General features: G+C 73.2%; 11 protein-coding genes. 7 read left to right on the top strand and 4 right to left on the bottom strand.

Features of this window, described 5'->3' with window-relative positions; all coding sequences use genetic code 11:
* The first annotated feature begins 5 nt into the window (after positions 1 to 5).
* Together Q8R60_00745 and kynU are read left to right on the top strand one after the other, a co-directional pair.
* On the top strand, positions 6 to 1,124 hold the full coding sequence (locus tag Q8R60_00745) for a M15 family metallopeptidase (GenBank protein MDP3710994.1): 1,119 nt from the start codon (positions 6 to 8) through the stop codon (positions 1,122 to 1,124).
* A 318-nt stretch (positions 1,125 to 1,442) separates the two neighbouring features.
* Positions 1,443 to 2,690 carry a kynureninase gene (gene kynU / locus Q8R60_00740; GenBank protein MDP3710993.1) on the top strand — a complete coding sequence of 416 codons (1,248 nt, stop codon included), beginning with the start codon at positions 1,443 to 1,445 and terminating at the stop codon, positions 2,688 to 2,690.
* On the opposite strand, the gene Q8R60_00735 is transcribed toward kynU, so the two are convergent.
* Positions 2,683 to 3,195 carry an Lrp/AsnC ligand binding domain-containing protein gene (locus Q8R60_00735; protein ID MDP3710992.1) on the bottom strand — a complete coding sequence of 171 codons (513 nt, stop codon included), beginning with the start codon at positions 3,193 to 3,195 and terminating at the stop codon, positions 2,683 to 2,685. The genes kynU and Q8R60_00735 overlap by 8 nt on opposite strands.
* A gap of 102 nt (positions 3,196 to 3,297) precedes the next feature.
* Between Q8R60_00735 and hppD the strand changes: the two genes are divergently transcribed.
* From hppD to Q8R60_00715, 4 genes are all read left to right on the top strand, one after another.
* Entirely contained in the window at positions 3,298 to 4,398 is a 1,101-nt protein-coding gene (hppD, locus tag Q8R60_00730) for a 4-hydroxyphenylpyruvate dioxygenase (protein MDP3710991.1), read from the top strand.
* The gene (locus tag Q8R60_00725) at positions 4,398 to 5,564 is read left to right on the top strand and encodes a homogentisate 1,2-dioxygenase (GenBank protein ID MDP3710990.1); all 1,167 of its coding nucleotides are present in this window, start codon (positions 4,398 to 4,400) and stop codon (positions 5,562 to 5,564) included. The genes hppD and Q8R60_00725 overlap by 1 nt, the downstream gene beginning before the upstream one ends.
* A complete protein-coding gene (locus Q8R60_00720; protein ID MDP3710989.1) occupies positions 5,543 to 6,652 on the top strand; it encodes a fumarylacetoacetate hydrolase family protein in 1,110 nt (369 codons plus the stop codon). The genes Q8R60_00725 and Q8R60_00720 overlap by 22 nt, the downstream gene beginning before the upstream one ends.
* A 155-nt stretch (positions 6,653 to 6,807) precedes the next feature.
* Entirely contained in the window at positions 6,808 to 8,304 is a 1,497-nt protein-coding gene (locus Q8R60_00715) for a hypothetical protein (GenBank protein ID MDP3710988.1), read from the top strand.
* On the opposite strand, the gene Q8R60_00710 is transcribed toward Q8R60_00715, so the two are convergent.
* Genes Q8R60_00710 through Q8R60_00700 form a run of 3 tightly spaced genes read right to left on the bottom strand, consistent with a single transcriptional unit; the run spans position 8,301 to position 9,941 of the window.
* Positions 8,301 to 9,155 carry a formylglycine-generating enzyme family protein gene (locus tag Q8R60_00710; GenBank protein MDP3710987.1) on the bottom strand — a complete coding sequence of 285 codons (855 nt, stop codon included), beginning with the start codon at positions 9,153 to 9,155 and terminating at the stop codon, positions 8,301 to 8,303. The genes Q8R60_00715 and Q8R60_00710 overlap by 4 nt on opposite strands.
* Positions 9,156 to 9,177: 22 nt before the next feature.
* Positions 9,178 to 9,423 (bottom strand): hypothetical protein, encoded by a 246-nt coding sequence (locus Q8R60_00705; protein ID MDP3710986.1) that lies wholly within the window; start codon positions 9,421 to 9,423, stop codon positions 9,178 to 9,180.
* Positions 9,424 to 9,443: 20 nt separating this feature from the next.
* Entirely contained in the window at positions 9,444 to 9,941 is a 498-nt protein-coding gene (locus tag Q8R60_00700; GenBank protein ID MDP3710985.1) for an Lrp/AsnC family transcriptional regulator, read from the bottom strand.
* Between the two features lie 121 nt (positions 9,942 to 10,062).
* On the opposite strand from Q8R60_00700, the gene Q8R60_00695 reads away from it, so the two are divergent.
* On the top strand, positions 10,063 to 13,109 hold a 3,047-nt coding region (locus tag Q8R60_00695; GenBank protein MDP3710984.1), incomplete at its 3' end, for an indolepyruvate ferredoxin oxidoreductase family protein.

The following is a 13,109-nucleotide window of genomic DNA, read 5'->3' as shown; positions in this document are numbered from 1 at the left end:
CTGCCTTGCTGCTGCACAGCCGTGTCCGCCGGGCCCGCCGTGGTCTCCACGTCGCCGCCCTCGGTCTAGCGCTCGCCTCCCTCGCGACGACGCTGCCGGCCCAGCCCGCGCAGGCCGCCGACCCGGTCGCCGAGGCGCAGTCGATCGTGCGCGCGATGAACGCCAAGGTCGAGCGCGTCACCGCGCAGCTCGTCGCCGGCGAGGAGCGCTACGCGAAGGGCAGCAGGGAGCTCACCGCCGTACGCCGCAAGGCCGCCGCCGCCCGCCGCAGCGCGGCCGCTGCCGAGCAGGTCGCCGGTGCGAGCCGCACCCGGCTGCGCGAGTTCGCCGCCGCCGCCTACCGCAACCCCGTCCCGAGCACACTGCTGCAGACCCTCGGCGCCTCGGGCCAGGACGGCTTCCGCGACTCCGTGCTCGCTGCCGCCGACCTCGAGCAGGTCCGCGGCAGCCAGGAGGACGTCCTCGCCGGGCTGCTCGGCGACCAGATCCGCGCGCAGACCTCCGTGCAAGCCGCCGCTGGTCTGGAGGCCGACGCCGCCAAGCGCGAGCAGATCCTCAAGGCCCAGCTCGATGCCCTGCGCGACCTCGCGGTGAAGACCGACCAGGAGCTGCAGGCCGCCAACGCCAAGCTCACCCGCCTGGTCGACGCCCGCAAGGCGGCCGCGGCCCGGCGCGCGTCGCGCAGCCGCGGCGGCATCATCGCGAGCTGCTCCGGCAAGCCGATCGGTGGCTACAGCAACGGCAACATCCCGCCCGAGGCGCTGTGCCCGCTGAAGTACGCGCCCGGTGAGTCGCTGCGCTCCGACGCCGCCAAGGCTTTCAACGCGATGACCGAGGCGTCCAAGGCCTCCCGCGGCACCCCGCTGTGCGTGAGCGACTCCTACCGCTCCTACTCCGACCAGGTCGCGGTCTACCGCGAGAAGCCCGGCCTCGCGGCCACCCCCGGCACCTCCAACCACGGCTGGGGCGTCGCGGTCGACTTCTGCGGCGGCGTCGAGCGCTTCGGCTCCGAGGCTCACGAGTGGATGCGCGCCAACGCCGGCCGCTTCGGCTGGATCCACCCGTCGTGGGCCCGCCAGGGCGGCAGCAAGCCCGAGCCGTGGCACTGGGAGTACGTCGGCTAGCGAGCCCCCTCGGCCCGCTCCCCAGCTCGTCCCGCCGCGCGCTCGCCCGCACCCGGCCTCCACGTGTCCGCAGCCCGCAGCCGGATGCCGCCGAGTACTGGATGAAGTCGACGGCGCGGCAGGCGGCGTTGCCCTTGGCGGAGGGCGACTCGCCCGGGGCCGCCTGCGGGGCGGGGGTGGCCTGCGCGGTGCTGGCCGGGAAGGCCAGGGCCGGGAGCAGCAGCAGCGCTGCCAGGGCGTGCCAGGAAGGGCTCATGGCTGTGACCTCGCCGACACTCGCCCATTCCTGCCGGTTCGTCCCCGCCTACTCTCGACCGGGTGACTGACCTGCGGCAGCGCGCCCTCGACCTCGACGCCGACGACGAGCTGGCGACCTTCCGCGACCGCGTCGTGATCACCGACCCCGACGTGCGCTACCTCGACGGCAACTCCCTCGGCCGGCTGCCCGTCGCGACCCGCGACCGGCTGCGCTCCTTCGTCGACGAGGAGTGGGGCGGCGACCTCGTCGAGGGCTGGTCGCGCTGGGTCGACCTGCCGGTCGCGGTCGGCGACGCCCTCGGTGCGGCACTGCTCGGTGTCGGCCCCGGCGAGACGGTCGTCTGCGACAGCGTCACGGTCAACCTGCACAAGCTCGCGCTCGCAGGAGTACGCCGGGACCCGGCGCGCACCGTCGTCGTCACGGACGACGACAACTTCCCGACCGACCGCTTCGTGCTCGAGGAGGTCGCCCGCCTCGCGGGGTCGGAGGTGCGCGTGGTGCACACCGACATCGACGAGGGCGTGTCCGTCGACGCGGTGTGCGCGGCCCTCGGGCCCGACGTCGCCCTGGTGTCGCTGTCGCACACCGCCTACCGCTCCGGCGCCCTCGCGCCGGTGGCCGAGATCGACCGGCTGGCCCACGAGGCCGGCGCCCTCACGCTGTGGGACCTCTCCCACACCGCCGGCTCGGTGCCGGTCGACCTCTCGACCGCCGACCTCGCGGTGGGGTGCACCTACAAGTACGTCAACGGCGGGCCGGGCGCGCCGGCCTTCCTCTGGGTCCGGCCCGGGCTCGCCGAGGAGCTCCGCAACCCGGTGCCGGGCTGGTTCGGCTCGGCGTCGCAGTTCGCGATGGACGCGGCCTACCAGCCCGCTCCCGGCGTCCGCCGCTTCCTCACCGGGACGCCGCCGGTCTCCGGCCTCGTCGCGGTCGAGGAGGGGGTGCGGTTGCTCGCGGACGCCGGCCTGTCACGGCTGCGGGCCAAGTCGGTCGCGCTCACGTCGTACCTCGTCGAGCTCGCCGACGCGTGGCTCGCCGACCACGGTGTGCGCGTCGCGTCGCCCCGCGACCCGGCCCGGCGCGGCGGGCACGTCGTGCTCGAGCACCCCGAGGCGTGGCAGCTCGCGCAGGAGCTGCGCGCCCGCAAGGTGCTGCCGGACTTCCGCGAGCCGGACCGGATCCGGCTCGGGCCGGCGCCGCTCTACACCCGCTTCGTCGACGTGCACGACGCGATGGCCGAGCTGCGCGACGCCCTCGTCACCGGCTCGCACCTGCGTCACCCCGCGGCGCGAGCCACCGTCACCTGAGGCTGTTGCGACGACCCCCTGAGCCCGAGCCTTCCTTGGTGATCGTCTCGTCGAGCAGCTGCAAGACGCGGTAGGGGATCTCGTCGGTCAGGCTGATGACGGTCGCGGTACGGCTGATCAGCGGCGAGGCGGTCAGGGCGTCGAGGACGCGCTGGAGGTCGGCGTGGTCGCGGGCGACGATGCGGCACAGCAGGTCGCCCTGGCCGGTGGTCGTGTGGGCCTCGAGCACCTCGGGGATCGAGCGCAGGTGGTCGGCGACCGCCCGGTGACCACCGCCCTGCTGGACCTCGAGCGTCGCGAAGGCGGCCACCGCGAAGCCCAGCCCGCGCACGTCGACGGTCGGGGCCCAGTCACGCAGGACCCGGTCGCGCTCGAGCCGGGCGATCCGGGCCTGGGCGGTGCCGCGGGCGATCCCGAGCCGGCGCGAGGTCTCCAGCACCCCCAGTCGCGGCTCGGTGAGCAGCAACCGCAGCAGTGACCGGTCGAGGGCATCCACAGTGGGCATGGTGCACAGCGTAAGCACGATGGGACTGGACGACCTGTGCAACGTGACCGGTCTGAGATCCCCGGCTTGCGCAGCGCCACCTCGAACGGGAAGGCTGGTCGCATGAGCCACGACGACGACTTCCCCCTCGAGGGTTGGGACCACGTCCGCTTCGTGGTCGGCAACGCCCGCCAGGCGGCGCACTTCTACGCCAGCGCCTTCGGCATGACGCTGACCGCCTACCGCGGCCCGGAGACCGGTCACCGCACCCACGCGGAGTACCTCCTGGAGTCGGGCGGCGCCCGCTTCCTCATCACGGCTCCGGTCGTCGCCGGCACCGCCGACGGGGAGCACCACGCGCGGCACGGCGACGGCGTCGTCGACGTCGCGCTGCGGGTCTCCGACGTCGAGCGCGCCTACGCCCTCGCGATCGAGCGCGGCGCCACCGGCCTGCAGGAGCCGACCGTCAGCGAGGACGAGCACGGCAAGGTCGTCACCGCCGCGATCCAGACCTACGGCGAGACACGCCACACCCTGGTGCAGCGGCAGGACTACAGCGGGCCCTTCCTGCCGGGCTTCGTCGCGAAGGCGCCGCTCGTCGCGGCGCCGGAGAAGCGCTTCTTCCAGGCGATCGACCACGTCGTCGGCAACGTCGAGCTCGGCCAGATGGACACCTGGGTCGGCTTCTACAACACGGTCATGGGCTTCGTGAACATGAAGGAGTTCGTCGGCGACGACATCGCCACGGAGTACTCCGCCCTGATGAGCAAGGTCGTCTCCGACAGCGGCCACAAGGTGAAGTTCCCCCTCAACGAGCCCGCCGTCGGCAAGCGCAAGTCGCAGATCGACGAGTACCTCGAGTTCTACGGCGGCCCCGGTGTCCAGCACATCGCGCTGGCCACCAGCGACATCGTGCGCGCGGTCCGCGAGATGCGCGCCCGTGGCATCGAGTTCCTCGAGACCCCCGACAGCTACTACGACGAGCTCGGCACCTGGGTCGGCGACACCCGCGTCCCGATCGACGAGCTGCGCGAGCTGAAGATCCTCGCCGACCGCGACGAGGACGGCTACCTCCTGCAGATCTTCACCAAGCCGGTCCAGGACCGCCCGACGGTGTTCTTCGAGCTCATCGAGCGGCACGGCTCGCTCGGCTTCGGCAAGGGCAACTTCAAGGCGCTGTTCGAGGCGATCGAGCGGGAGCAGGAGCGAAGGGGCAACCTCTAGTGCCGCACTACCGGTCGGTCGGCGAGGTCCCGCGCAAGCGGCACGTGCAGTTCCGCCAGCCCGACGGACGGCTCTACGCCGAGGAGCTCATGGGCGAGGAGGGCTTCTCCAGCGACAGCGCCCTGCTCTACCACCGCGAGCTGCCGACCCGGATCGTCAAGGCCGAACCGGTCGTCAGCAGCGACGCCGAGCTGCAGCCACCCGACGTGCTGCTCCCCCGCCACCTGCGGACCCATGACCTGCCGTCCGGCCCAGGGGACACGGACCTCGTCACCGGCCGCTCGGTCCTCATGGGCAACGCCACCGTGCGCATCTCCTACGCCGCAGCGGTGGCGGACTCACCGCTCTACCGAGACGCCGACGGCGACCTGCTCGTCTACGTCGAGGCCGGGACCGGACGCCTCGAGTCGGTCTTCGGTGCGCTCGACATCGGCCCGGGCGACTACGTCGTCGTCCCCACCGGCACCACCCACCGCTGGGTCGTCACCGACGGCCCGCTGCGGGCACTGGTCGTCGAGGCCCGCGGCCACGTGACGATCCCCTCGCAGTACCTCGGCAAGCACGGTCAGGTCCTCGAGCAGTCGCCCTACTGCGAGCGGGACTTCCGCGCACCGGATGCCCCGCTGCTGGTGGACGCCGGCGAGACCGACATCGTCGTACGCCGTCGTGGTCGCCTCACTCGCTACACCTACCCGAGCCACCCCTTCGACGTCGTGGGCTGGGACGGCTGCCTCTACCCCTACGCCCTGTCGATCCACGACTTCGAGCCGGTGACCGGTCGGCTGCACCAGCCGCCGCCGGTGCACCAGACCTTCAGCGGCCCCGGCTTCGTGGTCTGCTCGTTCGTGCCGCGGCTGCTCGACTACCACCCCGACGCGGTGCCGGTGCCCTACAACCACGCCAACGTCGACAGCGACGAGGTGCTGTTCTACGTCGGCGGCGACTTCACGAGCCGCGCCGGCAGCGGCATCGGACAGGGCTCGATCTCGCTGCACCCGGGCGGGTTCGTGCACGGCCCGCAGCCCGGGTCGGTCGAGAAGGCCCTGGGTCGCGCGTCGACCGACGAGCTCGCCGTCATGGTCGACACCTTCGCGCCGCTCGACCTCGCGCCCGCGGCCTACGACGTCGAGGACGCCGACTACCCGTGGACCTGGGCGCGCGGGTGACCGACTGGGGTCGGGAGGTCCTGCCCTACGGCGTCTTCTCCCCCGAGGGCGGCCCGCCGCGCGTCGGCGTAGCGGTCGACGACGGGGTGCTCGACCTCTCAGAGCTCGACCCGGTCTTCGCACAGCCGTCGCTCAACGCCTTCCTGGCGCTCGGTCGCGACGCCTGGACCTACTGGCGCTCCGTCGTCCGCACGATGCTGGACCGGCCGCTCTTCCGCGACGTCCAGGTGCTCATGCCCTTCGAGGTCGCTGACTACGTCGACTTCTACTCGAGCGCTGTCCACGCCAGCACGGTCAGCCAGATCTTCCGGCCCGACGACCCGCCGCTGCTGCCGCACTGGACGCAGCTCCCGGTCGGCTACCACGGGCGCGCCGGCACGGTCGTGGTCAGCGGTACGCCGATCAGGCGTCCCCAGGGGCTGGCGCTCCCCGGGCCGGGCTACGGCCCGACCCGCAAGCTCGACGTCGAGGTCGAGGTCGGCTTCGTCGTCGGTGTCGGCACGCCGCTCGGCACCACCGTGTCGACGGGGCAGTTCCGTGACCACGTCTTCGGCGTCGTGCTGCTCAACGACTGGAGCGCCCGCGACGTGCAGTCCTACGAGTACCGCCCGCTCGGGCCCTTCCTCGGCAAGAGCTTCGCGACCTCGATCAGCGGCTGGGTCGTGCCACTCGAGGCGCTCGGCTCTGCTCGGGTCGCACCGCCGGTGCAGGACCCGGTGCCGGCGCCGCACCTGCGCTGCGACGAGGACTGGGGCCTCGACATCGCGCTGGAGCTGGAGATCGGGGGGCAGGTCGTGTCGCGCCCGCCCTTCGCCGGCACCTACTGGACCGCGCCGCAGCAGCTCGCGCACCTGACCTCGGGCGGCGCGTCCCTGCGTACCGGTGACCTCTACGCGAGCGGCACCGTCAGCGGCCCGGGCGCCGACGAGCGCGGCTGCCTGCTGGAGCTGACCTGGGACGGGCGCGACCCGTTGCCGGGGCGCTCGACGAGCTGGCTCGACGACGGCGACGAGGTCGTCATCCGCGCGACCGCCGCCGGCCTCCCCCTCGGCGAGGTCCGCGGCACGGTCCTGCCCGCCTTGGCGTAGCGGGTAGGCGCCGGCACGCGCTCCCCGCACCTGTCGAGAGGTGAAGATCGCCGCGAGCCGGGGAGGCGGGCTGCAGGCGAGCGTCCTCCGTGCCGAGAGCAGGAGTACGACCGACGACGACGAACATCAACGGCAGGACCTGGGACGCACCCAGCATGCGCAAGGGGGGGTACGACGGAGTGAGGCGCGCGCTGCTGCCGCTGCTGGTGGCCGGGCTCGTCGCGGGGGTGGGCGGGCTGGGCCCGGACGCCCGCGCCGCGGACGCGACCCCCGCCCCCACGACGACGGTGACGGTCGGCGGCTGCGCGGTCAACGCCCCCGTCGTGCCGGCTGACTACCTCGGGCTGTCGATCGAGTGGAGCATGGTCCAGCACTGGTTCGGCACCAGCGCGGACACCGCGGTGGCCGCGACCGTCAGGCTGCTGCAGGAGCTGGGCGACGACGGGGTCCTGCGCATCGGCGGCAACAGCCAGGACGACTACCACTGGACACCCGACGGTGACCCCGCCACCAACCAGCTCTTCTCGGGCGTCGTCACCACGGGGATGGTCGACGCGCTGCTCGAGGTCGCGCGGCGGAGCGGGTGGCACCTCGTGCTGGGCCTCAACCTCAAGGTCGACCAGCCCGAGAAGGCGGCCGCCCTCGTCCGCTACGCCGTCTTGCAGGACATCGACCGCCGGCTGCTCGCCGTCGCGCCCGGCAACGAGCCCGACGCCTACATGCCAGACGTGACGAGCTACCTCGAGCGCTACGGCCGCTACGTCGACGCACTCGACGCCGACCCGCTGGCGCGCACGGTGCCCCTGACCGGCCCCGACGTCAGCAACGGCGTGGACCTGAGCTGGATCGAGGCGCTCCGGCGCGCGCACAGCAGCCGGATCGGCTACCTCGGCTGGCACGACTACGGCAACCGTCCGTCGCTCGCGACCCTGCTCTCGCCGGAGGTGCAGCAGCGCTTCCTCAGCAGGGTCGGGCTCGCCGAGGACGCGGCGGCCCTGGTGCCGCAGCGGATGAGCGAGGGCAACAGCGTGGGTCGCGGCGGCCTCGGCCGGGTCAGCGACGTGACGGGCTCGTCAGCCTGGACGATCGACACGATCCTCAGCGGGGCGCAGGCGGGCCTCGCGGGCTACCACCTCCACTCCTGGGACAACCACTACTACCGCTCGCACCCGCTCAAGGCCCGCTACACGCCGTTCTTCGTGCGCGACGGCAAGACCCTCCCCGCACCGGGCGTCTACGCCCTGGCGCTGGTCAAGGAGATCGCCGGCAAGCGCTTCTGCGGTACGACGACCAGCGACCTCTCCGCGGGCCTGGCCGGCGACCTCGTCAAGGCCTGGGCGGCGACCGGTCTGACCGAGACCTCGCACGTCGTCTACCTCGTCAACAAGGGCACCACCTCGGCCCACTCGGGCCAGGTCGCCGTGACCCTCCCCCCGGGCGAGGTGACCGCCAGCCGCATCAACGACCTCGCCGGTTGCAGTGGCCGCACGACGACGATCAACGGCGCGACCCTGCAGCCCGACGGCACGCTGCAGTGGGAGCGGGCACCGCTTCAGCGCGCGGAGGACGGCACCGTGTCGGTCACCGTCTCTCCCTGCCAGACCGTCGTCCTGCACGTCACCGATGGCCCGGAGCTGCCCGCTCCGCTCTAGCGGGCGACCCGGAAGCCCGTGTGGCAGGTGGTGTCGGACGGCATCGATCGGTCGCGCGCGGACACGCGGTAGCGGTGGCAGTAGGACGCGTGGCACAGGTAGGAGCCACCGCGCCGGACGCGCTGGTCGCCCCAGGGCGAGGCTGTCCACTCCCACACGTTGCCCACGACCTGGTACAGCCCGAGACCGTTGGGCGGGAAGGCATCGACCGGCGCGGTGCCGCTGAAGCCGTCCTCGCCGGTGTCGTGCGACGGGAAGTCGCCCTGCCAGATGTTGAGCAACCACGGGCCATCCGGGCGCAGCTCGTCGCCCCACGGGTAGGTCGTGCGGTGCAGACCGCCACGCGCCGCGCGCTCCCACTCGGTCTCCGTGGGGAGTCGCACCCCGGCCCAGCCGCAGTAGGCGACGGCGTCGTCCCACGACACGTGCACGACCGGGTGGTCGGGCAGCGCGTCGGACCGCGGGCCGCCGGGGTGCCGCCAGTCGGCGCCGTCGACCCCGCACCACCAGGGCGCCCCCGCGACGGTGCCGCGGACCTCGCCGGCGACCTGGTGCGCGACGACGTAGGACCAGCCGAAGCGCTCGGCGTCGGTGACGTGACCGGTCGCCGCGACGAAGCCGGCGAAGCGCTCGACGGTGACGGTCCACGCCGCGATCTCGAAGGCCGCCACCTCGACGTCGCGGACCGGGCCCTCCCCGTCGTAGGGCTCGGCCAGCGGCCCGTCCTCGCCCATCGAGAAGGTGGCGGCAGGGATCGCGAGCAGGGGCCCAGGATCACCGGCGGGTACGACGGGAGCCGCTGCCGCACCGGTCTCCTCCGGCGGGCGACCAGGTGCGCAGCAGGCCGACACGTCCGCGAGCGTAGGCCGCGGGTCAGGCCAGGTCGTCGATGCCGAACAGCCGGCGCCCTGCCGCCCACACCTCGCAGGTGACGAGGCCGAGGTCCTCGTCGTACTCCAGGTGGATCGCGGTGGACTCCTCGAGCGGGATGCGGCCCTCGGCGGAGGTCAGCCACAGGCGGGCGAGGCCGGGGCGCAGCCCCCAGGTCGCGAGCTGGCTCTCGAGCCACGGCGAGGCGACCGACAGGGGCTGGGCTCCCAGGGTCAGGTCGGCGTGCACCCGCGGATGCTCCCACGCCGTCACGCCCTGGCGCGACCCCGTCCCGACGAGCGGGTGAGGTGGTGCAGCAGCGGCTGCACCCGGTAGGGCACCGGGGTCGTCAGGACGATCTGCGTGGTGGTCCGCACGACTCCCGGGATGAGCAGCACCTCCTGGATGAGGTCCTGCAGCTGCGAGTTGGACTCCGCGGCCACGCGCACGACGAGGTCGGCGTCGCCGGTGCAGGTCAGGACCTCGAGCACGTGGGGGAGGTCGGTGAGCGCGACGAGGGCGTCGGCGAGGGACCCCTGCGACAGGTCGATGCTGACCAGGGCGGTGACCGGGACGCCGAGCAGCTCCGGGTCGAGGGCGACCCGGAAGCCGCGCAGCACACCGGAGTCGCGCAGCCGGGTCATCCGGGCCTGCACGGTGGCGCGGCTGGTGCCGAGCCGCTCGGCCAGCTCGACGACGCCGGTGCGCGGGTCGTCCTCCAACAGCGCGAGGAGCTCGGCGTCGAGGCGGTCGAGGGTGCTGCTCACGGCGGGAGGCTCCGGGGGTCGATGGCCTCGTGAACCTAGCAGGATGACAAGTCGCCGCTGAGCGGCTGGGCGTGAAGGGCAGGTCAGGCGACACTTGCTGCTCCTCGTGGACGGAGACCTCATGACGACTGCACCGGCCGCCGGCGCCCGCCCTGCCTACGACCTCGCCGACCGCTACCGCCCCACCGGCGGGCGCGTCCTCATGACCGGCGTGCAGTCGGTGGCTCGCTTGCTCGTCGAGCAGCAGCAGCGCGACGCGCGTGCCGGCCGCCGCGTCGCCCACCTCGTCTCCGGCTACCCCGGCTCGCCGCTGGGCGGGCTCGACAAGCTGCTGCTCGGGATGCCGCACCTGCGCACCGACCACGACGTCCACGTCGTCCCGGGCCTCAACGAGGAGCTCGGCGCGACCGCGGTCTGGGGCTCCCAGCTCGACCTGCCCGGTGGCCGGACCGTCGACGGGGTCGTCGGCGTCTGGTACGGCAAGGGCCCCGGCGTCGACCGCGCCTGTGACGCGATCCGGCACGGCAACGCCTACGGCGCCAACCCCGAGGGCGGCGTGCTCGTCCTCGCCGGTGACGACCCCGGCGCGAAGTCGTCGTCGCTGCCGTGTGTCTCCGAGCGCACCCTCGCCTCCCTGCAGCTGCCGGTCGTCACCCCGCGCAACCCGTCGGAGCTCGTGGAGTTCGGGATGCACGGCGTCGCGCTGTCGCGGCTGTCCGGCTGCTGGACCGGCGTGAAGGTCCTCGCCGACGTCGCCGACGGGCTGTTCACCGTCGAACGCGACTTCAGCGACCTGTCGATCGTCGTCCCCGAGCTCGAGTGGGAGGGCCGGCCCTGGACCTACCAGCAGCGGATCTTCGCCTCGCCGCCCGACTCGCTCTACGCCGAGCAGGACCTCTTCGGGCCGCGCTGGGCGGCCGTCGAGGCCTACCGCGACGCCAACGCCCTCGACGCTGTCGAGGTCGATACCCCTGACGCGTGGCTGGTCGTCGTGGCCACGGGCACGGCGTACGACGCGACCCGCCAGGCCCTGCTGGAGCTCGGGTTCGACGACGCCGCCCTGGCCCGGGCCGGGGTCCGGCTGCTGCGCATCGGCATGCCGTTCCCGCTCTCGGGCCCGATCGTGCGCAAGGCCGCCCGCGGGGTCCGCGACGTGCTCGTCGTCGAGGAGAAGGTCGCCTTCGTCGAGGACCAGGTCCGCACGGCCCTCTACTCCGTCGGGGCGCCGCGGGTCTTCGGCAAGCGCGACGAGCACGGACTGGTGCTCGTGCCCGCCGACGGCCAGCTCACCGCGGACCGGCTGCTGCCCGCGCTGCGCAAGGTCCTCGGCCAGGAGCTCGTCCTGCCCGAGGCGCCGGCGCGGCCGCGCACGATGCTGTCGCTGACGCCGGTCCGTCGTACGCCGTATTTCTGCAGCGGCTGCCCGCACAACCGCTCGACGCCGGTGCCGGAGGGCTCGATCTCCTCAGGTGGCATCGGCTGTCACGCGCTGGTGACGATGGCTGGCCGCGAGTCCGCGCAGGTCACCGGGCTCACCCACATGGGAGGCGAGGGCGTGCAGTGGATCGGCCAGGCGCCCTTCGCCGTGGCGGACCACCTCTTCCAGAACGTCGGCGACGGGACGTTCTTCCACTCCGGCCAGCTCGCGCTGCAGGCGTGCATCGCCGCGGGCATGACGATGACCTACAAGATCCTCTACAACGCGGCCGTCGCGATGACCGGTGCGCAGGACGCGCAGGGCGCGCTGACCGTGCCGCAGCTGACGTGGAAGCTGCACGCCGAGCAGGTCGTGAAGACCGTCGTCGTCGCCGACGACCCTGGCAAGTACGGCCGCCGCACGTCCTTCGCGCCGGGGGTCGAGGTGCGGCACCGCGACGACATGGACGCGGTCCAGCGGGAGCTGCGCGAGATCGCCGGCGTGACGGTCATCGTCTACGACCAGCAGTGCGCCGCCGAGGCGCGGCGACTGCGCAAGCGCGGGTCGCTGCCGGTGCGCACCCAACGGGTCGTCATCGACGAGGCGGTCTGCGAGGGCTGCGGTGACTGCGGTCAGAAGTCGAACTGCCTGTCCGTGCAGCCGGTCGAGACCGAGCTCGGTCGCAAGACGCGCATCGACCAGACCTCGTGCAACACCGACTACTCCTGCCTCGACGGCGACTGCCCGTCGTTCCTGACGGTCGAGGTCGCGGCTGCCCGGCGTCCGGTGCGCCGTGCCGCCGGGGCTCCCCCTGTCGTCGACGAGCCGGCGCTGCCGGTGTTCGAGGGGACCTTCGACCTGCTGCTCGCCGGGATCGGCGGGACCGGCATCGTCACGGTCAACCAGGTGCTCGCGACCGCGGCGCTGATGGACGGCCTCGACGCGTCGGGGCTCGACCAGACGGGGCTGTCGCAGAAGGCCGGTCCGGTGACGTCGCATCTGCGGCTCGGCTCCGGCGCGGTCAACCGGCTCTCGCCGGGGTCGGCCTCGTGCGTGCTGGCCTTCGACCTGCTCGTCGCGACCGACGCCCGACAGCTCGCCTACTGCTCGCCGGCGCGGACGGTGTCGATCGCCTCGACGTCGGTGACCCCGACCGGCGACGAGGTCTTCGACCCCAACGCCGAGCACCCGTCGCAGCCTCGGCTGCTCGAGGCGCTGACCCAGGCATCGCGCTCGCTCGTGCAGCTCGACGCGCTGGCCGCGGCCGAGGCGCTCTTCGGCTCGACCGCCTGCGCAAACATGCTGCTCGTCGGTGCGGCCTACCAGTCCGGCGCGCTGCCGGTGTCGTCGTCGGCGATCGAGGCGGCGCTCGAGGTCAACGGCGTCGCGGTCGTCACCAACGTCGCGGCCTTCCGCTGGGGCCGCGTCCTGGTCGCGGACCCGGCCGCCTTCGCGGCCGCGGTCTCGCCGGCCGCTGTGGCGCCGTCGTCGCGGGCAGTCCGCGCTTCTGAGCGGGCAGCCGCGCTCGTCGACGCCACGCCGCTGGCCGGGGAGACCCGGCGGGTCGCGCTGGTCCGCGTCGAGCTGCTGCTCGCGTGGCAGGGCCGACGGGTGGCCCGCCGCTACCTCGACGACGTCGTCGCCGCGTGGCAGGCGGAGCGGGTGCTGGGGGAGGCCACGGCGTACTCCTGTGCTGTGGCTCGTGGGCTCGCGCACGTCATGGCCTACAAGGACGAGTACGAGGTGGCGCG

This window comes from Mycobacteriales bacterium (assembly GCA_030697205.1).
Lineage (GTDB): Bacteria > Actinomycetota > Actinomycetes > Mycobacteriales > SCTD01 > JAUYQP01.
This window is presented reverse-complemented; position numbering and strand designations above follow the sequence as displayed.

Excerpts from the sequence above, each read along its gene's own strand:
- Q8R60_00735 (MDP3710992.1), bottom strand. The coding sequence starts at position 3,195 with ATGCCCACTGTGGATGCCCTCGACCGGTCACTGCTGCGGTTGCTGCTC.
- hppD (MDP3710991.1), top strand. The coding sequence starts at position 3,298 with ATGAGCCACGACGACGACTTCCCCCTCGAGGGTTGGGACCACGTCCGC.
- Q8R60_00715 (MDP3710988.1), top strand. The coding sequence starts at position 6,808 with ATGCGCAAGGGGGGGTACGACGGAGTGAGGCGCGCGCTGCTGCCGCTG.